Origin of the sequence: Streptomyces sp. NPDC085944 (assembly GCF_040686295.1) — a bacterium.
Taxonomy (GTDB): Bacteria; Actinomycetota; Actinomycetes; order Streptomycetales; family Streptomycetaceae; genus Streptomyces; species Streptomyces salinarius.
On sequence record NZ_JBFBJX010000012.1, the window covers coordinates 153656 to 176253 of the forward strand.

At 73.6% G+C, this 22598-nt stretch carries 19 protein-coding genes; 13 read left to right on the top strand and 6 right to left on the bottom strand.

Annotated features, from left to right (window positions below):
* The first annotated feature begins 10 nt into the window (after nt 1-10).
* On the top strand, nt 11-781 hold the full coding sequence (locus AB0P07_RS23955) for a TrmH family RNA methyltransferase (protein WP_365553649.1): 771 nt from the start codon (nt 11-13) through the stop codon (nt 779-781).
* Between the two features lie 38 nt (nt 782-819).
* Here the strand turns inward: AB0P07_RS23955 and paaN are convergent, their stop codons facing one another.
* Nucleotides 820-2511 (bottom strand): phenylacetic acid degradation protein PaaN, encoded by a 1692-nt coding sequence (paaN, locus tag AB0P07_RS23960; RefSeq protein ID WP_365553652.1) that lies wholly within the window; start codon nt 2509-2511, stop codon nt 820-822.
* A gap of 191 nt (nt 2512-2702) precedes the next feature.
* On the opposite strand from paaN, the gene AB0P07_RS23965 reads away from it, so the two are divergent.
* On the top strand, nt 2703-4220 hold the full coding sequence (locus AB0P07_RS23965; RefSeq protein ID WP_365553656.1) for a 3-hydroxyacyl-CoA dehydrogenase: 1518 nt from the start codon (nt 2703-2705) through the stop codon (nt 4218-4220).
* Entirely contained in the window at nt 4217-4828 is a 612-nt protein-coding gene (locus AB0P07_RS23970) for a TetR/AcrR family transcriptional regulator (protein ID WP_365553660.1), read from the top strand. Before AB0P07_RS23965 ends, AB0P07_RS23970 begins: the two co-directional genes overlap by 4 nt.
* A gap of 23 nt (nt 4829-4851) precedes the next feature.
* On the opposite strand, the gene AB0P07_RS23975 is transcribed toward AB0P07_RS23970, so the two are convergent.
* A complete protein-coding gene (locus AB0P07_RS23975) occupies nt 4852-5355 on the bottom strand; it encodes an Lrp/AsnC family transcriptional regulator (RefSeq protein ID WP_365553663.1) in 504 nt (167 codons plus the stop codon).
* A gap of 188 nt (nt 5356-5543) precedes the next feature.
* Between AB0P07_RS23975 and pdhA (AB0P07_RS23980) the strand changes: the two genes are divergently transcribed.
* The 7 genes from pdhA (AB0P07_RS23980) (at nt 5544) to AB0P07_RS24010 (ending at nt 14401) form a co-directional block, all read left to right on the top strand.
* Nucleotides 5544-6695: a pyruvate dehydrogenase (acetyl-transferring) E1 component subunit alpha gene (pdhA, locus tag AB0P07_RS23980; protein ID WP_365553667.1), complete on the top strand. Its 1152-nt coding sequence runs from the start codon at nt 5544-5546 to the stop codon at nt 6693-6695.
* A complete protein-coding gene (locus AB0P07_RS23985; RefSeq protein ID WP_365553669.1) occupies nt 6692-7696 on the top strand; it encodes an alpha-ketoacid dehydrogenase subunit beta in 1005 nt (334 codons plus the stop codon). Before pdhA (AB0P07_RS23980) ends, AB0P07_RS23985 begins: the two co-directional genes overlap by 4 nt.
* Complete coding sequence (locus AB0P07_RS23990; protein ID WP_365553672.1) at nt 7696-9126, top strand: dihydrolipoamide acetyltransferase family protein; 1431 nt, start codon at nt 7696-7698, stop codon at nt 9124-9126. Before AB0P07_RS23985 ends, AB0P07_RS23990 begins: the two co-directional genes overlap by 1 nt.
* Nucleotides 9127-9629: 503 nt before the next feature.
* Entirely contained in the window at nt 9630-10559 is a 930-nt protein-coding gene (locus AB0P07_RS23995) for an NTP transferase domain-containing protein (RefSeq protein WP_365553932.1), read from the top strand.
* A complete protein-coding gene (locus AB0P07_RS24000; RefSeq protein WP_365553675.1) occupies nt 10559-11929 on the top strand; it encodes a molybdopterin molybdotransferase MoeA in 1371 nt (456 codons plus the stop codon). The genes AB0P07_RS23995 and AB0P07_RS24000 overlap by 1 nt, the downstream gene beginning before the upstream one ends.
* Nucleotides 11926-13023 carry a potassium channel family protein gene (locus AB0P07_RS24005; protein ID WP_365553678.1) on the top strand — a complete coding sequence of 366 codons (1098 nt, stop codon included), beginning with the start codon at nt 11926-11928 and terminating at the stop codon, nt 13021-13023. Before AB0P07_RS24000 ends, AB0P07_RS24005 begins: the two co-directional genes overlap by 4 nt.
* 397 nt (nt 13024-13420) lie before the next feature.
* Nucleotides 13421-14401: an NAD(P)H-quinone oxidoreductase gene (locus tag AB0P07_RS24010; protein ID WP_365553681.1), complete on the top strand. Its 981-nt coding sequence runs from the start codon at nt 13421-13423 to the stop codon at nt 14399-14401.
* 89 nt (nt 14402-14490) lie between these two features.
* Here AB0P07_RS24010 and AB0P07_RS24015 read toward each other — a convergent pair whose 3' ends face one another.
* A complete protein-coding gene (locus tag AB0P07_RS24015; protein ID WP_365553684.1) occupies nt 14491-15306 on the bottom strand; it encodes a hypothetical protein in 816 nt (271 codons plus the stop codon).
* 180 nt (nt 15307-15486) lie between these two features.
* On the opposite strand from AB0P07_RS24015, the gene AB0P07_RS24020 reads away from it, so the two are divergent.
* Nucleotides 15487-16026 carry a bacterial proteasome activator family protein gene (locus AB0P07_RS24020; protein ID WP_365553686.1) on the top strand — a complete coding sequence of 180 codons (540 nt, stop codon included), beginning with the start codon at nt 15487-15489 and terminating at the stop codon, nt 16024-16026.
* Between the two features lie 102 nt (nt 16027-16128).
* On the opposite strand, the gene AB0P07_RS24025 is transcribed toward AB0P07_RS24020, so the two are convergent.
* Nucleotides 16129-17790: a protein kinase gene (locus tag AB0P07_RS24025; RefSeq protein ID WP_365553688.1), complete on the bottom strand. Its 1662-nt coding sequence runs from the start codon at nt 17788-17790 to the stop codon at nt 16129-16131.
* 347 nt (nt 17791-18137) lie between these two features.
* Between AB0P07_RS24025 and AB0P07_RS24030 the strand changes: the two genes are divergently transcribed.
* Nucleotides 18138-19772, top strand: coding sequence for a protein kinase (locus tag AB0P07_RS24030; RefSeq protein WP_365553691.1), 1635 nt, complete (start codon nt 18138-18140; stop codon nt 19770-19772).
* Nucleotides 19773-19840: 68 nt separating this feature from the next.
* Here AB0P07_RS24030 and AB0P07_RS24035 read toward each other — a convergent pair whose 3' ends face one another.
* A complete protein-coding gene (locus tag AB0P07_RS24035; RefSeq protein WP_365553694.1) occupies nt 19841-20248 on the bottom strand; it encodes a pyridoxamine 5'-phosphate oxidase family protein in 408 nt (135 codons plus the stop codon).
* Between the two features lie 106 nt (nt 20249-20354).
* Complete coding sequence (locus tag AB0P07_RS24040) at nt 20355-21011, bottom strand: response regulator transcription factor (RefSeq protein ID WP_365553696.1); 657 nt, start codon at nt 21009-21011, stop codon at nt 20355-20357.
* A 323-nt stretch (nt 21012-21334) separates the two neighbouring features.
* Here AB0P07_RS24040 and pdhA (AB0P07_RS24045) point away from each other — a divergent pair, with 323 nt between their 5' ends.
* A complete protein-coding gene (gene pdhA / locus AB0P07_RS24045) occupies nt 21335-22588 on the top strand; it encodes a pyruvate dehydrogenase (acetyl-transferring) E1 component subunit alpha (protein ID WP_365553699.1) in 1254 nt (417 codons plus the stop codon).
* Nucleotides 22589-22598: the final 10 nt, after the last annotated feature.

The following is a 22598-nucleotide window of genomic DNA, read 5'->3' on the forward strand; positions in this document are numbered from 1 at the left end:
GCTTCCGCACATGACCGAGCCCGCAGCCCCCGGACCGCCCGCCGACTGGCATCTGCACGCCGGCCGGTGCGTGCTGCTGGACGGCTTCCACGCCCTCAAGCACGCGCTCCGGTTCGGCGCCGAGGTGCCGGTGGCGGTCACCAGCGACCGCGCGGGCGCCCTGGCCCTCGCCGACGAGCTGGCACCGGACCTGCGCGGGACACTGGCGGGGTTGCTGACCGAGGTGTCGCAGGAGGCGTACGCGTCGCTGGTCGCCCGGCCGCACCCGACCGCGGTGGCCGCCCTGGCCGTACGGCCCTCCCGGGCGGAGGGCACGGAGGCGCTGGCGCGCACGCCCCGCCGCGCCCCCGTCGTGGTCCTCGACCAGCCGCGCAACCTCGGCAACGCGGGCGCGGTGATCCGGCTGGCCGCCGGTTTCGGGGCGACCGGTGTGGTCACCACCGGCACGCTCGACCCCTGGCACCCCACGGTGGTGCGCGGCGGGGCGGGGCTGCACTTCGCGACCGTCGTGGAGCGGCTGGAGGTCGCCGAGCTGCCGCCGGGGCCGGTGTTCGCGCTCGACCCGGAGGGCGAGGACGTCCGGGGGCTGAAGCTGCCGGACGACGCGCTGCTCGCGTTCGGCTCCGAGCGCAGCGGACTCTCGCGGGAGCTGCGGGCGCGGGCCGACCACTTGGTGGCGCTGCCGATGCGCCCCCAGGTCTCCAGCTACAACCTCGCGACCAGTGTGGCCATGACGCTGTACCACTGGAGCGCCACCGGGGGCGCACCGCAGGTGCCGTAGGGCCGCGGCGGCCGCGGCGCCGTAGTGGTGCCGTCGGCTCAGGCCGGGCGGCGGACCTCCACCACCCGGAAGCGGTTCGCCACGAAGGCGCCGTCGCACAGGGCCGCGTTGGCCGCCGGGTTGCCACCCGAGCCGTGGAAGTCGGAGAAGGCGGCGGTCTGGTTGACGTACACCCCGCCGGTGAGGTTCAGGGAGAGCTGCGCCGCCTCGTCCAGGCAGGCCTCCTGCACGGCCTCCTCGACCTCCGGGTCGGTCGTGTACGCGCCCACCGTCATCGCGCCCTGCTCACGGACGCTGCGGCGCAGCAGCTCCACGGCGTGGTCCGCCGAGTCGACGGCGACGGCGAAGGAGACCGGGCCGAAGCACTCGCTGGTGTAGGCGGCCTCGTCCTCGGGCTTGGCGCCGTCCAGCTTGACGATCACCGGGGTGCGGACCACCGCGTCCGGGAACTCCGGGTTGGTGACCTCGCGGGAGGCGAGGGCGACCTCGCCGAGTCCGGCGGCGGCCTCGAGGCGGGCCTTGACGTCCGGGTTGACGATGGCGCCGAGCAGGGCGTTCGCCCGGGCGTCGTCGCCGAGGAGGCCGTCGACGGCGCGGGCCAGGTCGGCGGTGACCTCGTCGTAGGACTTGTCGCCCTGGTCGGTGCGGATGCCGTCGCGGGGGATCAGCAGGTTCTGCGGGGTGGTGCACATCTGGCCGCTGTACAGGGAGAGCGAGAAGGCCAGGTTGGCGAGCATGCCCTTGTAGTCGTCGGTCGACTCCACGAGCACCGTGTTGACGCCGGCCTTCTCCGTGTACACCTGGGCCTGACGGGCGTTGGCCTCCAGCCAGTCGCCGAAGGCGGTGGAGCCGGTGTAGTCGATGATCCGGATCTCCGGGCGGGTGGCCAGGGTCTTGGCGATGCCCTCGCCGGGGCGCTCGGCGGCCAGCGCGACCAGGTTCGCGTCGAAGCCGGCCTCGGTGAGGACCTCGCGGGCGACCTGGACGGTCAGCGCGAGCGGCAGTACCGCGCGGGGGTGCGGCTTGACCAGGACCGCGTTGCCGGTGGCGAGGGAGGCGAACAGGCCCGGGTAGCCGTTCCACGTCGGGAAGGTGTTGCAGCCGATGACCAGGGCGATGCCGCGGGGGACCGGCGTGAACCGCTTGGTGAGCGCGAGCGGGTCGCGCTTGCCCTGCGGCTTGGTCCACTCCGCTGCCTCGGGCGTGCGGGACTGCTCCACGTACGCGTAGGCCACGGCCTCCATACCGCGGTCCTGGGCGTGCGGGCCGCCCGCCTGGAAGGCCATCATGAAGGCCTGTCCCGAGGTGTGCATGACCGCCTGGGCGAACTCCATGGTCCGGTCGGCGATCCGCTTGAGGATCTCCAGGCAGACCATCGCGCGCAGCTCCGCGCCCGCGTCCCGCCACGCCTTCTGGCCGGCCTTCATGGCGGGCAGCAGCACGTCGAGGTCCGCGTGCGGGTACTCGACGCCCAGCTCGATCCCGTACGGGGAGACCTCGCCGCCCACCCAGCCGTCGGTGCCGGGCTGGCCGAGGTCGAGGCGGGTGCCGGCCAGGGCGTCGAAGGCGGTCTTGCCCGCGGCCGCGTCCAGGCTGCCGTTCTCCCCGTAGGCCTTGGGGTGTTCGGGGTGGGGGGACCAGTACGCGCGCGTGCGAATCGTCTCCAGCGCCAGGTCCAGGGTCGGCCGGTGCTGGGCGATCAGCTGGTGTGCGGTGAGTTCGGCGGCCATGCGGGACCAACTCCTCGTCTCTCACGGGCTCCCGACGTGCCGCCGACGCTCCGTCGGCCGTCTGTCGGGTCCGTGGACCTGGGGGAAACCTGGGCAGAAACAGGCGGACACGGCTAGAGTAACCGAACGATCGGTCGGGACAAGGGGGTCCGCCGCATCTGTGGAAAACCCCGTGCGGGAGGATCGCGCACATGACAGCACTGGACCTCAGCAGCCCCGTGGCCGTCGTCGGCACCGGCACCATGGGCCAGGGCATCGCCCAGGTGGCGCTGGTCGCGGGCCATCCCGTGCGGCTGTACGACGCCGTCGCCGGGCGGGCCCGGGAAGCGGCCGACGCGATCGGCGCCCGGCTCGACCGGCTCGTCGAGAAGGACCGCCTCACCGGCGCCGAACGGGACGCCGCCCGCGCCCGGCTCACGTCCGCCGAGACCCTCGCCGGCCTGGCCGGCTGCGCGCTCGTCGTCGAGGCGGTCGTGGAGCGGCTGGACGTCAAGCAGGAGCTGTTCCGGGCCGTGGAGGACGTCGTCGGCGACGACTGCCTGCTGGCCACCAACACCTCCTCCCTGTCCGTCACCGCCGTCGGCGGCGCGCTGCGCATACCCGGGCGCTTCGTCGGCCTGCACTTCTTCAACCCCGCGCCGCTGCTGCCGCTGGTGGAGGTGGTCGCCGGCGCCGCCACCGACCCCGCGTCGGCCACGCGCGCGTACGAGACGGCCCGCGCCTGGGGCAAGACCCCGGTCGCCTGCGCCGACACCCCCGGCTTCATCGTCAACCGCATCGCCCGGCCCTTCTACGCCGAGGCCTTCGCGCTCCACGAGGAGCGGGCCGCGGACCCGGCCACCATCGACGCCGTACTGCGCGAGTCCGGCGGCTTCAGGATGGGCGCCTTCGAGCTGACCGACCTCATCGGTCAGGACGTCAACGAGTCCGTCACGCACTCCGTGTGGCAGTCGTTCTTCCAGGACGTGCGCTTCACCCCGTCGCTGGCCCAGCGCCGCCTGGTCGAGTCCGGCCGGCTCGGCCGCAAGAGCGGGCGGGGCTGGTACGACTACCGGGACGGCGCCGAGCGCCCCGAGCCGCACACCGCCGAACCGGCGGATCCGCCCGCGCACGTCGTCGTCGAGGGCGGCCTGGGGCCGGCCGCCGACCTCGTCGCGCTGATCCGCGAGGCGGGCATCGAGGTCCGCGAGGAGGGCGGGGACGCCACCGGATCGCTCGTGCTGCCCGGCGGCGGCCGGCTCCGTCTCACCGACGGAAGGACCTCGGCCGGGCTCGGCGGCGTCGTCCACTTCGACCTCGCCCTCGACTACCGGCGGGCCGGCCGGATCGCCCTCGCCCCCGCCGAGACCACCCCGCCCCGGGCCCTCGCCGAGGCCACCGGCCTCTTCCAGGCGCTCGGCAAGAAGGTCAGTGTCGTCGGCGACGTGCCCGGCATGATCGTGGCGCGCACGGTCGCGCGGATCGTCGACCTGGCGTACGACGCGGTCGACCGCGGCGTGGCCTCGGCTGCCGACGTCGACACCGCCATGCGCCTCGGCGTGAACTACCCGCTCGGTCCCGTCGAATGGGGCCGCGGGCTGGGCCTGAGGTGGGTGTACGAGCTGCTCGGCCAGTTGCGCCGGCTCGACCCGTCCGGGCGCCACGCACCGTCCCTCGCGCTCCACCGCCACACGCACGTATCCGACGCCGGGGAGGACACCCCCTCATGACCACCGCCAGGCGCGACACGTACACGCCGGAGACGCTGCTGTCCGTCGCCGTCCAGGTCTTCATCGAGCGCGGCTACGACGGCACCTCCATGGAGCACCTGTCCAAGGCGGCCGGGATCTCCAAGTCGTCGATATACCACCACGTCAGCGGCAAGGAGGAGCTGCTGCGCCGGGCCGTGAGCCGGGCCCTGGACGAGCTCTTCGGGATCCTCGACGAGGAGCACGCGCGCGTGGGGTCCGCCGCCGGGCGCCTCGAGTACGTCGTGCGGCGCATGGTCGAGGTGCTCATGGCCGAGCTGCCCTACGTGACGCTGCTGCTGCGGGTGCGCGGCAACACCGACACCGAGCGGTGGGCACTGGAGCGGCGGCGCGAGTTCGACCACCGGGTCGCCGCCCTGCTGAAGGCGGCGGCGGCCGAGGGGGACGTGCGCGCGGACGTGGAGGTGCGGCTCGCGACGCGCCTGGTCTTCGGCATGATCAACTCGATCGTCGAGTGGTACCGCCCGGAGGGTCCCGACGGCCGGGGCGGCGCGGGCGGCGCCGGTGAGGGCGAAGTGGTCGACGCGGTGGTGCGGCTGGTCTTCGGCGGGCTGCGCACGGCGTCCTGAGCGGCACCGCAGGAGTGGGGCCCTCAGCCCTGCGGTTCGAGGTCCTCGGTCTCGAAGACCAGCAGCGTGCGGGTGCTCAGCACCTCCGGGATGGCCTGGAGGCGGCTGAGCACCAGCTCGCGCAGGGCCCGGTTGTCCGGGGTGTGCACCAGCAGCAGTACGTCGAAGTCGCCGCCCACCAGCGCGATGTGCGAGGCCCCGGGCAGCTTGCGCAGCTCGGCGCGGACCGTGCGCCAGGAGTTCTGAACGATCTTGAGGGTGATGTACGCAGAGGTGCCGTGCCCCGCGCGTTCGTGGTCGACGCGGGCGCCGAAACCGCGGATGACGCCGTCCTCCACGAGCCGGTTGATGCGCGCGTAGGCGTTGGCCCGCGAGACGTGCACCCGCTCCGCGACCGACCGTATGGAGGCGCGGCCGTCCGCCTGGAGCATGCGCAGGATGTCCTGGTCGATGGCGTCCAGCGGGCGCGGGGGCGGCGGGGTGCCGGGGTCGTCCGGGCCGCCGCCCTCCGCGGGGCGATCGGCCATTTGTTCAGATGCCACGTGCCCCCGCCTTCCCCTGATGGACGTACTGCGTCCATCACAGGCTGTGGAGAACCGTTTGTCCACAGCCTGGGGCCGCCTGTAGCCAAAATGTGCCGGCGACCGAACAATCGGTAGGTGAGGCCCGTCACACCCGTGGCGAGCCCAGCCGTCTCCCACGAGGAGGTGCCGTCATGACGGTCATGGAGCAGCGGGGCGCGTACCGGCCCACACCGCCGCCCGCCTGGCAGCCCCGTACCGACCCCGCGCCGCTGCTGCCCGACGCCGAGCCGTACCGCGTCCTCGGCACGAAGGCCGCGGACCGCGCCGACACCGAGCTGCTGCGCGCGCTGTACGCCCGGCTGGTGCGCGGCCGCCGCTACAACGCGCAGGCCACGGCGTTGACCAAGCAGGGCCGGCTGGCCGTCTACCCCTCCAGCACCGGCCAGGAGGCGTGCGAGATCGCCGCCGCGCTGGTCCTCGAGGAGCGGGACTGGCTCTTCCCCAGCTACCGCGACACCCTCGCGGTCGTCTCGCGCGGCGTCGACCCCGTCGAGGCGCTCACCCTGCTGCGCGGCGACTGGCACACCGGCTACGACCCCTACGACTACCGGGTCGCCCCGCTCTCCACACCCCTGGCCACCCAGCTGCCGCACGCCGTGGGCCTCGCCCACGCCGCCCGACTCAAGGGCGACGACGTGGTCGCGCTGGCGATGGTCGGCGACGGCGGCACCAGCGAGGGCGACTTCCACGAGGCGCTGAACTTCGCGGCCGTCTGGCAGGCCCCGGTCGTCTTCCTGGTGCAGAACAACGGCTTCGCGATCTCCGTCCCGCTGGACAAGCAGACCGCCGCCCCCTCGCTGGCCCACAAGGCCGTCGGCTACGGGATGCCCGGCCGCCTGGTCGACGGCAACGACGCCGCCGCGGTGCACGAGGTCCTGTCCGACGCCGTACGCCGCGCGCGTGCGGGCGGCGGCCCCACGCTGGTGGAGGCGGTGACGTACCGCGTCGACGCGCACACCAACGCCGACGACGCCACGCGCTACCGGGGCGACGCCGAGGTGGAGACCTGGCGCCGGCACGACCCGGTCGAGCTGCTGGAGCGGGAGCTGACCGAGCGCGGCCTGCTCGACGAGGAGGGCATCCGCGTCGCCCGCGAGGACGCCGAGACCATGGCCGCGGACCTGCGTGCCCGGATGAACCAGGACCCGCAGCCGGCCCCGCTGGACCTGTTCGACCACGTCTACGCCGAGCCCACGCCGCAGTTGCGCGAGCAGCGGGACCAACTGCGTGCGGAGCTGGAGGCGGAGACCGGGGCCACCGCACCCGAAGGGGGACACCGATGACCACCGTCGCCGTCAAGCCGGCCACCATGGCGCAGGCCCTCACGCGCGCGCTGCGCGACGCCATGGCCGCCGACCCGGCCGTGCACGTCCTGGGCGAGGACGTGGGCACGCTCGGCGGCGTCTTCCGGGTCACCGACGGACTCGCCGCGGAGTTCGGCGAGGACCGCTGCACGGACACCCCGCTCGCCGAGGCGGGCATCCTCGGCACGGCCGTCGGCATGGCGATGTACGGGCTGCGCCCGGTCGTCGAGATGCAGTTCGACGCCTTCGCCTACCCGGCGTTCGAGCAGGTCGTCAGCCATGTCACCAAGATGCGCAACCGCACGCGCGGGAAGATGCCCCTGCCGCTGACCATCCGCATCCCCTACGGCGGCGGGATCGGCGGCGTCGAGCACCACAGCGACTCGTCCGAGGCGTACTACATGGCGACTCCGGGGCTCCATGTCGTCACGCCCGCGACCGTCGCCGACGCCTACGGGCTGCTGCGCGCGTCCATCGCCTCCGACGACCCGGTGGTCTTCCTCGAGCCCAAGCGGCTGTACTGGTCGAAGGACACCTGGAACCCCGAGGAGCCCGCACCCGTTGAGCCGGTAGGCCGCGCGGTGGTGCGGCGCTCCGGCCGGAGCGCCACGCTCATCACGTACGGACCGTCGCTGGCCGTCTGCATGGAGGCGGCGGAGGCGGCCCGGGCCGAGGGCTGGGACCTCGAAGTCGTCGATCTGCGCTCCCTGGTGCCGTTCGACGACGAGACGGTGTGCGCCTCGGTGCGGCGGACGGGACGCGCGGTGGTCGTCCACGAGTCGGGCTCCTTCGGGGGCCCGGGCGGGGAGATCGCGGCCCGGGTCACGGAGCGCTGCTTCCACCACCTGGAGGCGCCGGTGCTGCGAGTGGCCGGGTTCGACATCCCGTATCCTCCGCCGATGCTGGAGCGTCACCACCTGCCCGGTGTGGACCGCATCCTGGACGCCGTGGGGCGCCTGCAGTGGGAGGCCGAGAGCTGATGGCACACGCTTCTGACGGTCGCAGCATGGAGTTCAAGCTCCCCGACCTCGGTGAGGGGCTCACCGAGGCGGAGATCGTGCGCTGGCTGGTCGAGGTCGGCGACGTGGTCGCCGTCGACCAGCCGGTCGTCGAGGTCGAGACGGCCAAGGCGATGGTCGAGGTGCCCTGCCCCTACGGCGGTGTGGTCACCGCCCGCTTCGGGGAGGAGGGCACGGAGCTGCCCGTCGGGGCGCCGCTGGTGACCGTGGCGGTGGGCGAGGGCGACGCGGCCGCCGGCGGACCGGCAGGGGAGCACGGTGACGGTGCCGCACCGACGCCGGCCGCCGAGCCGCCCGTCGCGGAGCCGAAGCCGGAGGGCTCCGGCAACGTCCTGGTCGGCTACGGCACCTCCGAGGCGCCCGCGCGGCGGCGCAGGGTACGGCCCGACCGGGCGCCTGCCTCCGGGGCGCCCGGGCGGGCGAACGGCCACGCTCGCGCGGCGGAGCCGGTGGGCGGCGCGGTCGGTACGGCCGAGCCCGTGGACGGCCCGGTCCCGGTCATCTCCCCGTTGGTGCGCAGGCTGGCCCGGCAGCACGACCTGGACCTGCGCGAGCTGGCGGGCTCCGGCCCGGACGGGCTGATCCTGCGGGCGGACGTCGAGTACGCGCTGCGGGCCGCCGCCGCGCAGGGCGGCCGTACGGCGGATCGGGAGGCCGGGGCCGGCGGGACACCGGCCGGCGCTGTGGCCCCCTCGCCCTCCGACGGCACCCGCGTTCCCCTCAAGGGGGTGCGCGGCGCCGTCGCCGACAAACTCTCGCGCAGCCGGCGCGAGATCCCGGACGCGACCTGCTGGGTGGACGCCGACGCGACCGAGCTGATGCGGGCGCGCACCGCGATGAACGCGTCCGGCGGGCCGAAGATCTCCCTGGTCGCTCTGCTGGCCCGGATCTGCACGGCCGCCCTGGCCCGGTTCCCGGAGCTGAACTCGACGGTCGACACCGAGGCCCGGGAGATCGTCCGGCTCGACGGGGTGCACCTCGGCTTCGCCGCCCAGACGGACCGCGGTCTCGTCGTGCCGGTCGTGCGGGACGCGCACGCGCGGGACGCCGAGTCGCTCACCGCGGAGTTCGCCCGGCTGACCGACGCGGCCCGCGCCGGTCGGCTGACCCCCGGGGAGCTGACCGGCGGCACCTTCACGCTGAACAACTACGGCGTGTTCGGCGTCGACGGCTCCACGCCGATCATCAACCACCCCGAGGCGGCCATGCTCGGCGTCGGCCGCATCGTCCCCAAGCCCTGGGTGCACGAGGGCGAGTTGGCGGTGCGTCAGGTCGTGCAGCTCTCGCTCACCTTCGACCACCGGGTGTGCGACGGCGGCACGGCGGGCGGTTTCCTGCGGTACGTGGCGGACTGCGTGGAACAGCCGGCGGTGCTGCTGCGGACCCTGTGACGGCCGGGCGGTGCTTGGGGGGAGTCGTTTTGGATCTTGCCGAGGGCGCGAGGTCCGGCACGCACTCCCCCGCTGCCTGAAGGGCGTGGGAGGTGCCCCCAGCGGCGTTGCCGTCACTCTCGGCTTCGCTCGAGCGGGAGGGACCCCCACCGCTCCGCGTCGACTCCCTCCTCCGCCTTGCAGCTGCACGCACCAGACCCCGCTCGGGTCGGCCGCAAGGCACCGTTGCCTGGAGTCGGCCTGATCCGAACGACACCCCCCTAGTCGGCACTGCCGGGTGACACCCCTGGGCGGCGGGGCGTCCGCGTTCCCCGCGATCGCGTGGGCTCCCCTGCGTTCCCTGTGATCGCACAGGGCCCCATACTCGTGGGGTGACCGCGTACGAGCCCGTCGGCGACCAACGCGCCGACAGCGACCCCGCGCCGGATTCCGAGGCCGGGCCGGGCCAGGACCCCGCCCCGGGGCCCGGCACCGGTCCCCGCCCCGCCGGGTACGACGCCGTCGTGCTCGCCGGCGGGGCCGCCCGGCGGCTCGGGGGTGCGGACAAACCCGGCCTGCGGGTGGGCGGCCGCGCGTTGCTCGACCGGGTGCTCGCCGCCTGCGCCGGGGCCCGGACCACCGTCGTCGTCGCCGAACCCCGGCCCACCGCGCGCCCCGTGACCTGGGCGCGCGAGGACCCGCCCGGCGGCGGACCACTCGCCGCCCTCGCCGCCGGACTCCGGCACACCACGGCGGAGCACGTCCTCGTGGTCTCCGCCGACCTGCCGTTCCTCGCCGGACCGACCGTCGGACGGCTGCTGTCGACCCTCGCCGCGGGCGACGCCGACGGGGCGCTCCTCACCGACGCCGACGGCCGCGACCAGCCCCTCGTCGCCGCCTACCGCGCCTCCGCACTGCGCCGCGAACTGGCCGCTCTCGCACGGGACGGCGCCGACCGGAGTGCCGGAGCGACAGACGCGACAGACACGGCAGACGCGGCAGATCTGACCGGGCTGCCGCTGCGCCGTCTGACCGGCGCGCTGCGCCTCACCCGCCTCCCGGACGCCGTCGCCTCCTTCGACTGCGACACCTGGGACGACATCGCCACCGCAAGGGCACGCATCAGGGAGCATGGTCACGTGTTGGATGAATGGATTTCCGCAGCCAAGGACGAGTTGGGCATCGACCTGGACGTCGACACCAAGGTCCTGCTCGATCTCGCACGCGACGCCGCCCACGGGGTGGCCAGGCCGGCGGCCCCGCTGACCACCTTCCTCGTCGGTTACGCGGCCGGGCGGGCCCGGGGCGGCCCGGAGGCCGTCGCCGAGGCCGCCCGCAAGGCCGCGGCCCTCGCCCTGCGCTGGGCGGAGGAGGCCGCCGCCGAACCGGCCCCGGCGCCGGGGAAGCCCGACGTGGCCCCGGACGCCACCCCCGACACCCGCCCGGACGCCTGATGACCTCCCCCGGCACGCGGGCCGACGCGGATCCCGAGGACCTCGACGTCGAGGAGGCGCTCGCCCTCGTGAGGGACAACCCCGGCCCCGCCCGCCCCGGGCACGGCGGCCCCGGCGGTCACGGCGCGCCCACCCCGCACCACCCGCCGGACTCCCACCACCGCGCGAGCTCCTGGCCCGAGGCCCGGGCGATCGCCGAGCGTGCCGCCCGCGCCGCCGCCCGTGCCGTCCGCCGCACTCCGGTCTCCGTACCCCTCGACGCGGCCCTGGGCCTCACCCTGGCCGCCCCTCTGGCGGCCCTCACCGACCTGCCGTCCTTCGACACCTCCGCGATGGACGGCTGGGCTGTCGCGGGGCCGGGCCCCTGGACGGTGCGCGACGAGGGTGTCCTGGCCGGACACGCGGAACCCGTTCCCCTCACCGACGGCGAGGCCGTCCGCATCGCCACCGGCGCACGCATCCCGCCGGACACCACCGCCGTCCTGCGCACCGAGCACGGCCGCACCGACGAACGCGGTCGCCTGCACCCCACCCGCGACGTGGTCCACGGCCAGGACATCCGCCCGCGCGGTCAGGAATGCCGCAGCGGCGACCAGCTGCTGCCCGTCGGCACCCTCGCCACCCCGGCGGTCCTGGGGCTCGCGGCGGCCGCCGGCTACGACACGCTCACGGCGGTCCCCCGCCCCCGCGTCGACGTCCTCGTCCTGGGCGACGAACTGCTCACCGAGGGCCTCCCGCACGACGGCCTCATCCGGGACGCGCTCGGCCCGATGCTGCCGCCCTGGCTGCGGGCGCTGGGCGCCGAGGTCGGCACCGTCCGCCGGATCGGCGACGACGCCAAGGCCGTGCACCGCGCCGTCACGACCTCCGACGCCGACCTGCTCGTCACGACCGGCGGCACCGCCGCGGGCCCCGTCGACCACGTCCGTCCGACCCTGCGCCGCATCGGCGCCGCACTCCTCGTGGACGGCGTCGAGGTACGCCCCGGCCACCCCATGCTGCTGGCCCGCCTCAAGGACGACCAGCACCTCGTCGGACTGCCCGGCAACCCCCTGGCCGCCGTCTCCGGACTGCTCACCCTCGCTGAGCCGCTGCTGCGCACCCTCGCCGCCCGTCCGGCACCCGAGGCGTACACGCTGCCGCTGCGGGACGCGGTGCACGGCCACCCGCACGACACCCGGCTCGTGCCGGTCGTGCTGCGCGGGGAGGGCGCCGTACCGCTGCGCTACAACGGTCCGGCGATGCTGCGCGGCATCGCGGCCGCCGACGCGCTGGCCGTCGTGCCCCCGGGCGGCGCGGGGCCGGGCCAGGAGGCCGAGCTGCTCGACCTGCCCTGGGCGACCGGCGGGATCGGGGTGTGTTTCACGTGAAACTTCCGGGCCAGGACGCGATCGCCCGCCAGGCGGACGAACACCTGTTGACCCACAAGGTGAAACTCCCCAGGAAACTGGTGGAGCACCCGTTCCGCCAGGTCGCCAAACGGCTGTCCGTGGCCCTGGTGGTCCTCGTGGTGACGGCCTTCGTCGTGTACGTCGACCGCGACGGCTACACCGACAACTCCGACGGTTCCGTCGACCTTCTCGACGCCTTCTACTACGCCACCGTCACCCTCTCCACCACCGGCTACGGCGACATCACACCGGTCAGCGACTCCGCCCGGCTGACCAACATCTTCGTCGTCACCCCCCTGCGCGTGCTGTTCCTGATCATCCTGGTCGGCACCACGCTGGAAGCCCTCACCGAGCGCACTCGGGAGGAGTGGCGCCTGAACCGCTGGAGGTCCGCCTTGCGCGATCACACCGTCGTCGTCGGCTTCGGCACCAAGGGGCGGTCGGCGATCCAGACCGTCTGCGCGACCGGGCTGCCCAAGGAGCAGGTGGTCGTGGTCGACCCCAGCGGCAAGGCCGTCGAGGCCGCGACGGCCCACGGCTACGCGGGTGTGATCGGCGACGCCACCCGCAGCGACGTGCTCAACCGGGCCGAGGTGTACCGGGCGAGGCAGATCATCATCGCCACCCAGCGCGACGACACGGCCGTGCTGGTCACGCTGACCGCCCGGCAGCTCAACCGCGGGGCGAAGATCGTGGTCGCGGTCCGCGAGGAGGAGAACGCGCCGCTGCTGAAGCAGTCCGGAGCCGACGCCGTGATCACCAGCGCCAGCGCGGCGGGCCGCCTGCTCGGGCTCTCCGTGCTCAGCCCCGCCGCCGGCATGGTCATGGAGGACCTCATCAGCCAGGGCAGCGGACTCGACCTCATCGAACGGCCCGTCATAAAGGTCGAGGCGGGGAAGAACCCGCGGGAGGTGGACGACCTGGTGGTGAGTGTGATCCGCGGTCATCGGGTCCTGGGGTACGACGATCCGGCCGTCGGCGGGCTGGAGCTGACGGACCGCCTGATCACGATCGTACGGGCGACGCCGGCCACCCATGTGACGCCCGACGCCCGCCCGCTCCCCCGCGACTGAGGCGGCGCCGGTCGGAGGTTCGCTTCTCGTCGTCCGCCACCGGAAATCACTCGCAGTCCATGGAGTTTCGGCCCGGTGGCGAAGCCGAGGAAACAGGAAGCCACGGACTCCCGACCGAACCCCGTGCCGCGTAGCGGCACAGGACTCGGCCGGGAAGGGCACAACCTTCGGACTTCAGCCCGAGGAGCAGGTCAATTGCGGTTGTAGAGCCCCCCGCCGCCGCCCGCCGACGGTCCCGGGGACTTGATCGCAAGCCGGACGCGGGCGTACTCCGGTGTTCCTTTCGCCCTCTTGGGCTACGCATGGGAAGACCTTTGCCGTCGCGCAAACTCATCGGCGACGCACGGGGATTTGCCGGCGGGGGGAGACGGGGCGCCAGGGGAGTAGCGTCCCTCTCATGCATGCGATCACGATTTCCGAACCCGGAGGCCCCGAGGCCCTGGTGTGGGCCGAGGTCCCCGACCCCCAGCCCGGCGAGGGCGAGGTCCTGGTCGAGGTGGCGGCCAGCGCCGTCAACCGCGCCGACATCATGCAGCGCCAGGGCTTCTACGACCCCCCGCCCGGCGCCTCCGCCTACCCCGGCCTGGAGTGCTCCGGCCGGGTCGCCGCGCTCGGGCCGGGGGTGTCCGGCTGGGCCGTCGGCGACGAGGTGTGCGCGCTGCTCGCGGGCGGCGGCTACGCGGAGAAGGTCGTCGTCCCGGCCGGACAGCTGCTGCCGCTGCCGCAGGGCGTCGACCTGAAGCGGGCGGCGGCGCTGCCCGAAGTGGTCTGCACGGTCTGGTCGAACGTCTTCATGGTCGCCCACCTGCGCCCCGGCGAGACGCTGCTCGTGCACGGCGGCTCCAGCGGCATCGGCACGATGGCGATCCAGCTGGCCAAGGCCGTCGGAGCGAAGGTCGCGGTGACGGCGGGCACCAAGGAGAAGCTGGAGCGCTGCGCCGAGCTGGGCGCGGACGTCCTGATCAACTACCGGGAGCAGGACTTCGTCGCGGAGATCAAGGACGCGACGGGCGGCGCGGGCGCCGACGTCATCCTCGACAACATGGGCGCGAAGTACCTCGACCGCAACGTCCAGGCCCTCGCCGTGAACGGCCGGCTCGCGATCATCGGCATGCAGGGCGGCCGGAAGGGCGAGCTGAACATCGGCACCCTCCTCGCCAAGCGCGCCGCCGTCAGCGCGACCTCGCTGCGGGCCCGCCCCCTGGAGGAGAAGGCGGCCATCGTGGCGGCCGTACGGGAGCACGTCTGGCCGCTGTTCGCCGGGGGACACGTCCGCCCGGTCGTCGACCGCGAGATGCCGATGAGCGAGGCCGCGGAGGGGCACCGGGTGGTGGAGGAGAGCGGGCACATCGGCAAGGTGCTGCTGGTCACCACGTAGACGACTCGGGGACGGGGCTCGCAGGCGGCGGACCCGGCCGGCGTGGCCGGTGCGCGGTGGGCCCCGACCGGTTCGGCGCGCGGCCGGCCCTACCCCCGGCGCAGGCGCAGCCCCACGAGGCCCAGGGCCAGGCCGAGCCCGATGAGGACCAGCCCGGTGCCCAGCGGGAGGACCCGCAGGACCGGCTCGGCGGCCCCCTGGGCCGCCACACCGGTCTGCGCCCCCGACCGGGACGGGGAGACCGACGGGGTCGGGGCGGCCTCGGTCGGTCCGGGCGGGACGGCGCCGGCCGGTTCCTCGGGAACGTCGTCGCCGCGGTCGCCGTCCCGGTGCCGACCGGCGTCTGCGTCCCTACCGTCGCGTTCCGGCTCACGCTCCTCGGCGCGACCGGGCCGCTGCCGTCCCTCGCCCGGCTCGCCCCCGGCCCGGGAGGGCTCGGGGTCGGCCGTGGCGCGGGACGCCGATGAGGTGGGAGAAGCGGGGGAGGGCCTGGCGGAACCGCGGCCCGCGCCGTCCGAGGGGCCGGAGTCCGGGGCGGGCCGGGAGGCGGACGGCGGGTCCGGGCGCTGCTCCGGGCGGTCGGGACCGGCGGGGCGCCGGGGACGCTCGTGACCGCCCCGCCCGTCGTGGGTGGCGGAGCCGTCCGGAACGACGTCCGCCCCCGGCGCCGAACCGTGCCCCGGCGAGGAGAACCCGGGGGACGGCGCCACTGCCGGGCCCGGCGGCCCCGCCAACCCGGCGACCGGCCTCGCCGCGACCGTGGTGAGCGGTCTCGTCGGCGCCGTCGCGAGGTCCGCGGCCGTGGTGTGGGCCGGGGCCGTTCCGTACGGGGTCACCACCGCGCCGACCCCCAGGGCGGCACCCACCAGCCCCGTCGTCCGCAGTGTGCGCAGCCATGGAGTCACGTCCGTGACCCCCTCCCGGTGTCGCCCGTCGTGGAAAGCGTCGTAGAAGTCGTGGAAAACGACGGAACAAGCCTCACACCGGTCGGCGATACCGGCATTCCGGGCGCCGCCGAACGCGTGGGAGACCGGTTTCCTGGGGCAGCACGCGTTCGCGGAGTACGGGTGAGAGACAATGGCGGCATGGAAATGCCGAGGAACGACAGGTCGCCGGAGAACCCCCAGATCCTGGTCGTCGGCCAGGACGGGATGGCGCTCAGCGGTGGCGGGGACGACGAATCCCGCGAGATCCCGGTGACCGAACAGGTGGAGCAGCCTGCCAAGGTCATGCGGATCGGCAGCATGATCAAGCAGCTGCTCGAAGAGGTGCGGGTCGCGCCCCTGGACGAGGCGAGCCGGGCCCGGCTCAAGGAGATCCACGCCAGCTCGGTGAAGGAGCTGGAGGACGGCCTGGCCCCCGAGCTGGTGGAGGAGCTGGAGCGGCTCTCCCTGCCCTTCACGGACGACGGCACCCCCACCGACGCCGAACTGCGGATCGCCCAGGCACAGTTGGTCGGCTGGCTGGAGGGCCTCTTCCACGGCATCCAGACCACGCTGTTCGCCCAGCAGATGGCCGCGAGGGCCCAGCTGGAGCAGATGCGCCGCGCGCTTCCGCCCGGCGTCGCGCCCGAGGGCGAGGAGACCCCGCACCCGGGCGGCCGGTCCGGCGGCCCCTACCTGTAGAGACAGCCTCCGACGGATAGCGCGAAGGGCCCGGCAGCACTCGCTGCCGGGCCCTTCGCGCTATTTCGTCAGCCGCCCGTCACATCGTCACGGGCCCGGGGCTCACTCGCCGGCCGGGTTGCCCGTCGACACCTTGAGCTGGATCGTCGGCATGTTCTCCGGGTCGACGTCCGTGCCGGCGACGGGGAACTGGTCCCGGACCGAGCCCTCGCCGTACGTGTTCTCGTCGACCTGGACGACCTTCATCTGCCAGCCCGCGGCGTTGAAGCACTCCTTGACCGAGCCGATGTACTTGAACGTGAAGTCCGGCACCTTGATCTTGTCCGGGTCGTTGTACGACTCCTCCGGCTCGGTGCACTCGTCCTTCTCGATCGTCTTCGTCTTGTCCGGCCCGCGGTAACCCGCCGCCTTCGTCGGCGACGCGGACACGCTCGCGGAGCCGCCACCGCCGGCCTGCGGGTCCTCGTCCCCGCCGCTGTTCGTCAGCAGTGCGGCGATCAGCCCGCCGACGGCCACCAGGGCGACCACGATCGAGCCGATGATCACCGGCTTGTTGCTCTTGCCCCCGCCGGAGGAGCCGGAGCCCGTGGCGGACGGCGTCAGGTTGTACGGCGGCGGCGTGGACGCGCCCTGCTGCTGCCCGTACGGCGAGGGGGCGGGCGTCTGGTAGCCGCCCTGCTGCGGATAGCCGTACGCCGGCGAGTGCGCCGCCGGGGCCGGGGTGCCGTACGGGTTCGGCCCGGGGGCCGGAGCCGGCTGGTACGGCGTCTGCACGGGGCCCGTGGGCGCCGGGGTGCTCTGGTCGACCGGCGGGAAGACCGCGGAGCCGACGCCCGCGCCGTTCGACGTCTGGGCGCCGGGCACGATGCTCGGCGGGGCCGCCTGGAAGGAGGCCGCCACCCGCAGGCACTCGTCGCGCATGGCCTCGGCGCTGGGGAAGCGTTCGTTGGGGTTCTTCTTCAGCGCGCGGGCGACCAGCGCGTCCACCGCCGGGGGCAGGGCGCGGTTGACGGCGGACGGGGCCACCGGCTCCTCCTGCACGTGCGCGTACGCGATCGCGAGCGGCGAGTCGGCGTCGAACGGCAGGCGCCCGGTGACCAGTTGGAACAGCATGATGCCGACCGAGTACAGGTCGGAGCGGGCGTCGACGCCGCGGCCGAGGGCCTGTTCCGGCGAGAGGTACTGCGGGGTGCCGACGACCATGCCGGTCTGCGTCATCGAGGTGACGCCGGACTGCATGGCGCGGGCGATGCCGAAGTCCATCACCTTGACCACGCCGCGCTTGGTCATCATCACGTTGCCCGGCTTGATGTCCCGGTGGACCAGGCCCATCTCGTGGCTGATCTCCAGCGCGGCCAGCACGTCCGCGGTGATCTTCAGCGCCTTGTCGGCGGGCATCGCGCCCTGCTGCCGCACGTCCTCGTCGAGCACGGAGCCGAGCGGCCGGCCCTCGACGTACTCCATGACGATGTAGGGAGTCGTCAGGCCGTTCAGCTCGTCCTCGCCGGTGTCGAAGACCGAGACGATGTTGGTGTGCGTGAGCTTCGCCACGGCCTGCGCCTCGCGGCGGAAGCGCTCGCGGAAGGCCTGTTCGCGGCCGAGCTCGGTGTGCAGCGTCTTGATCGCGACCTGACGGTCGAGCACCGAGTCGTACGCCAGGTGCACGGAGGCCATGCCGCCCTCGCCGAGCAAGTCGCGCAGCTGGTAACGGCCGCCGGCGAGTGCCCGCCCCGCGTACCGTCCCTGTCCGGCGTCCTGGCTCATGTCTCTGCGTCCCCCATTGGCGGCGGGCGCCGGTGGCAGCGGCACGCGCGCTTGTGATCGAAAGTGCTATTCCCGGCCAAGTCTGCCCCAGGGCACTGACACGTCAAGCGCGGTGCCCGTTCCGTGACCGTACGCGAAAGAAGCGTCGCGGAAGCGTTACAGCCGGCGTACTGCCGGTACACGGAATTTGCACGAGAGTACGGAACCAGGGTTTCATGACCGGTCCGTCTCATGTACCGGTTCCGACGCCCATCCCGGACCGGAGGCCCCCGCGAAGGCTGTAGCGTGGCCGACGGAGACCGTAACAACACCGCGCGTACCGCGGGCAGAAACGACGGCGAGGACTGATGGCACAGCAGCAGCGCGCCCAGGGCCCGTCCGAACCCGAGGCATCTGGCGGCGGTATGTCTGACGCGCCGGAGAACTGGGGCAACGGCGGCCTGGTCGGCGACGGCCGGTACCGGCTGACCCGCAGGCTCGGGCGGGGCGGCATGGCCGAGGTGTTCGCCGCCGAGGACGTCCGCCTGGGCCGCACCGTGGCGGTCAAGCTGCTCCGCGCGGACCTCGCCGAGGACCCGGTCTCCAAGGCCCGCTTCACGCGCGAGGCACAGTCGGTGGCCGGCCTCAACCACCATGCCATCGTGGCCGTGTACGACTCCGGCGAGGACGTCGTCGGCGGGCAGTCCGTCCCGTACATCGTGATGGAGATCGTCGAGGGCCGCACCATCCGCGACCTCCTCCTCAACGCCGAGGCGCCCGGCCCCGAGCAGGCGCTGATCATCGTCTCCGGTGTCCTCGAGGCGCTCGCCTACTCCCACCAGCACGGCATCGTGCACCGCGACATCAAGCCCGCCAACGTCATCATCACCAACGCCGGCGCGGTGAAGGTGATGGACTTCGGCATCGCGCGCGCCCTGCACGGCGCCCAGTCGACGATGACCCAGACCGGCATGGTCATGGGCACCCCGCAGTACCTCTCCCCCGAGCAGGCCCTCGGCAAGGCCGTCGACCACCGCTCCGACCTGTACGCGACCGGCTGCCTCCTCTACGAACTCCTCGCACTGCGCCCGCCGTTCACGGGCGAGACGCCGCTGTCGGTGGTCTACCAGCACGTGCAGGACATCCCGACGCCCCCGTCCGAGGTCTCCGACGCCACCCCGCCGGAGCTGGACGGCCTGGTGATGCGCTCGCTGGCCAAGGAGCCCGACGACCGCTTCCAGACCGCCGAGGAGATGCGCGGCCTGGTCCAGTACGGCCTGCAGATGCTGTACGAGCAGGGCGGCCACACCGGCACCTGGAACACCGGCCCGGTCGCCGCGCACGACGGCCGGCACACCCCCGCGGCCGGCCTCGCGGGCACGACGGTGATGCCGCACCCCGACCAGCACGGGGCGTCGGGCACCCAGCAGATCCCCCAGCCGATCCTGCCGAACGGCTACGGCGGGGGCGACGACGGCGGCTTCGAGGGCCACGGCAACAAGGGCAGCGGCCGCGGCAAGCTGTGGATACTGGCCGTCTTCGCGGTGATCGCCATCGCGGCGGGCGTCGCGCTGGCCGTCAACAACGGCGGCGGCGACAAGGGGGGCACCGAGACGGACAAGAGCCCGTCGGCGACCACCTCCCGGAGCACCGGCGAGGAGACGCCCAGTTCGTCGCCCAGCGACGAGCAGACCCAGAAGACCACCGACCCGGGCACCGAGCAGGGCTCGGGCGGAGGCGGCAACGGCGACGGGGACTGGGACCGGCCGTACACGCCGTCGTACGAGCCGTCGGAGACGGCGACGGACGATTCGACCGGTGGCGGTGAGCCGACCGGTGGTGGCGAGCCGACCGGTGGTGGCGAGCCGACGGGCGGTGGCGAGCCGACCGGTGATCCGACTGGTGGCACCGATCCGACTGGCGGCGAGACCCCGCCGGACGGCGGCGGCACCGAGGGCGGCTCCGGAAACACGGGCGGCGCCACCGATCCCGCGGGCGAGTGACCGACCCCCACCACACCCCACGCGCGCGTGCGGCCCGGAAACGGGCTTCACGCGCGCGTCGCGTTCGCCTACGCGGGCCCCGCGACCCCGTCCGCGAAATGCACCGTGCCGAACTGCGGGTCGACGCGCAGGTAGGCGGGTTCGAACGGTTCGCCGTCCACCCGGCTCGGCGCGGGACCGAACCGCTCCAGCTCGGCGGCGCTCGGCACGTGGGCCTCGCAGTGCCCCACGACCTGCACGGTCCACAGGCGCTCGCCGGGCCGCGCGGAGGTCAGGTTGTCCGCCCCGTACGCCACGACGCTCCCGGCGCACACCTGGTGGTACCCCCAGCTCCTGGGCATGCGCAGCAGGACCCGGCCGTCGGCCACGATGTGGCGCGCGAGGGCGAGGAAGGGCAGGGCGCGCATGGTGGTGGCCGCCCGGCCGTAGGGGGTACGGCCGAGCAGGCCGACGGCGAGCCGTTCGTCGGAGGGCATGGAATTACTCTGCGGGAGCGGCGGGCGCCGGAACAGAGTCGCCCGCCCCGGCAGGAAGGGACGTAAGTCCCGAGTAAGCCCGGAGCCGGTGACCGGCCAGGACCCGTCAGCGGTTCTCGGCCTCCAGGCGGGCCACGAAGGCGGCCGCCTGCGAGCGCCGCTGCATGCCGAGCTTGCCCAGCAGGCTCGACACGTAGTTCTTGATCGTCTTCTCCGCCAGGTGCAGCTGCTCGCCGATCGCGCGGTTGGTCAGCCCCTCGCCGATCAGCTCCAGGATGCGGCGCTCCTGCTCGGTGAGGTGGGCCAGCCGGTCGTCGGGCTTGGCCCCGCCGTCGCGCAGCCGCTCCAGCACGCGCGCGGTGGCCGCCGGGTCGAGCAGCGACTTCCCGGCCGCCACCTCCCGCACGGCGCCGAGCAGCTCGGCGCCGCGGATGTCCTTGAGGACGTAGCCGGAAGCGCCCGCCATGATCGCGTCGAAGAGGGCCTCGTCGTCGGCGAAGGAGGTCAGCATCAGGCAGCGGACGGACTCGTCCCGGGAGCGGATGTCGCGGCAGACCTCCACGCCGCTGCCGTCCGGCAGCCGTACGTCCAGTACGGCGACGTCCGGACGGGTGGCCGTGACCCGGGCCTGCGCCTCGGCGGCCGTGCCGGCCTCGCCCACCACCTCGATGTCGGGCTCGCCGGCGAGCAGATTGTGCACCCCGCGCCGGACCACCTCGTGGTCGTCGAGGAGGAATACCCGGATTTTTCCGTCTTCGCGCACGCGGTCAGTGTCACACACCGACTCTTCCCGTGCCCGGGGTGGCCGGGATAACGTGCCGTTGTTCCGGCCCCCTGCAAGGCTGTGACCAGTAAAACCTCCGTCCTACGCCGATTTACTTGGAAATCCGAGTAAAAACGCAGGTCAGGAGGGGTTTCACAGAAATGTGGAGCACTGGGTAACGTGCTGTTCGCAGGGCGCTCGCCGGGGCACCTGTCACGCCTGTTCCCGATCGGGCCGCACCCACCCTTGTGCGTCCGCCGGGCCGCAGGTGAGCCGCACTGGCTTCCGGCGAACCCGGGGGCCGGACCGACGGAGGAGCACACGTGACCGAGAGCACTGCCGCGCGCAAGCCGCGACGCAGCGCCGGAAGCAAGGCGGCCGGCACCACCGGCACCAAGGCGGCCGGGACCACCGGCGGCAAGGCCGGCACCGGCAAGCGCACGACTCGCACCACCAGCACCACCCGTACCGCTGCCAAGAAGGGCTCCGAGACGGAGCTGGTGCAGCTGCTGACGCCCGAGGGCGAGCGCGTCGAGGACGCCGCTCACGCCGAGTACGCCTCGTACGTCGCCGACATCACCCCCGACGAGCTGCGCGGCCTGTACCGCGACATGGTGCTCACCCGGCGCTTCGACGCCGAGGCGACCGCCCTGCAGCGCCAGGGCGAGCTGGGCCTGTGGGCCTCCCTGCTCGGTCAGGAGGCCGCCCAGATCGGCTCCGGCCGGGCCACCCGCGAGGACGACTACGTCTTCCCGACCTACCGCGAGCACGGCGTCGCCTGGTGCCGCGGCGTCGACCCGACCAACCTCCTCGGCATGTTCCGCGGCGTGAACAACGGCGGCTGGGACCCCAACAGCAACAACTTCCACCTGTACACCATCGTCATCGGCTCGCAGGCGCTGCACGCCACGGGCTACGCGATGGGCGTGACCAAGGACGGCGCCGACTCGGGCGTGATCGCGTACTTCGGCGACGGCGCCTCCAGCCAGGGCGACGTCAGCGAGGCGTTCAACTTCGCGGCCGTCTACAACGCCCCCGTGGTGTTCTTCTGCCAGAACAACCAGTGGGCGATCTCCGAGTCCAACGAGAAGCAGACCCGCGTGCCGCTCTACCAGCGCGCCCAGGGCTTCGGCTTCCCCGGCGTCCGCGTCGACGGCAACGACGTGCTCGCCTCCCTCGCGGTCACCCGCTGGGCCCTGGACCGCGCGCGGCGCGGTGAGGGACCGGCGCTGATCGAGGCGTTCACGTACCGCATGGGCGCCCACACCACCTCGGACGACCCCTCCCGCTACCGGCACGACGACGAGCGCGCCGCCTGGGAGGCGAAGGACCCGATCCTGCGCCTTCGCCGCTTCCTGGAGTCCGCACACCACGCGGACGAGGGATTCTTCGCGGAACTGGAGGCCGAGAGCGAGACGTTGGGCAAACGAGTGCGCGAAGTGGTCCGTGCCATGCCGGACCCGGACCGGTTCGCCATCTTCGAGAACGTGTACGCGGACGGACACGCGCTCGTGGACGAGGAGCGGGCCCAGTTCGCCGCCTACCAGGCATCGTTCGCAGACGCAGAGGGGGTCTGACATGGCAGCG

What these genes read in the sequence shown, in the direction of transcription:
- AB0P07_RS24010 (WP_365553681.1), top strand. Translation starts at nt 13,421, where the DNA reads ATGCATGCGATCACGATTTCCGAACCCGGAGGCCCCGAGGCCCTGGTG.
- AB0P07_RS24000 (WP_365553675.1), top strand. Translation starts at nt 10,559, where the DNA reads ATGACCTCCCCCGGCACGCGGGCCGACGCGGATCCCGAGGACCTCGAC.
- paaN (WP_365553652.1), bottom strand. Translation starts at nt 2,511, where the DNA reads ATGGCCGCCGAACTCACCGCACACCAGCTGATCGCCCAGCACCGGCCG.
- AB0P07_RS23990 (WP_365553672.1), top strand. Translation starts at nt 7,696, where the DNA reads ATGGCACACGCTTCTGACGGTCGCAGCATGGAGTTCAAGCTCCCCGAC.
- AB0P07_RS23975 (WP_365553663.1), bottom strand. Translation starts at nt 5,355, where the DNA reads ATGGCCGATCGCCCCGCGGAGGGCGGCGGCCCGGACGACCCCGGCACC.
- AB0P07_RS23985 (WP_365553669.1), top strand. Translation starts at nt 6,692, where the DNA reads ATGACCACCGTCGCCGTCAAGCCGGCCACCATGGCGCAGGCCCTCACG.
- AB0P07_RS23970 (WP_365553660.1), top strand. Translation starts at nt 4,217, where the DNA reads ATGACCACCGCCAGGCGCGACACGTACACGCCGGAGACGCTGCTGTCC.
- AB0P07_RS24020 (WP_365553686.1), top strand. Translation starts at nt 15,487, where the DNA reads ATGGAAATGCCGAGGAACGACAGGTCGCCGGAGAACCCCCAGATCCTG.
- AB0P07_RS24035 (WP_365553694.1), bottom strand. Translation starts at nt 20,248, where the DNA reads ATGCCCTCCGACGAACGGCTCGCCGTCGGCCTGCTCGGCCGTACCCCC.
- AB0P07_RS23955 (WP_365553649.1), top strand. Translation starts at nt 11, where the DNA reads ATGACCGAGCCCGCAGCCCCCGGACCGCCCGCCGACTGGCATCTGCAC.
- AB0P07_RS24025 (WP_365553688.1), bottom strand. Translation starts at nt 17,790, where the DNA reads ATGAGCCAGGACGCCGGACAGGGACGGTACGCGGGGCGGGCACTCGCC.
- pdhA (WP_365553667.1), top strand. Translation starts at nt 5,544, where the DNA reads ATGACGGTCATGGAGCAGCGGGGCGCGTACCGGCCCACACCGCCGCCC.
- AB0P07_RS23965 (WP_365553656.1), top strand. Translation starts at nt 2,703, where the DNA reads ATGACAGCACTGGACCTCAGCAGCCCCGTGGCCGTCGTCGGCACCGGC.
- AB0P07_RS24030 (WP_365553691.1), top strand. Translation starts at nt 18,138, where the DNA reads ATGGCACAGCAGCAGCGCGCCCAGGGCCCGTCCGAACCCGAGGCATCT.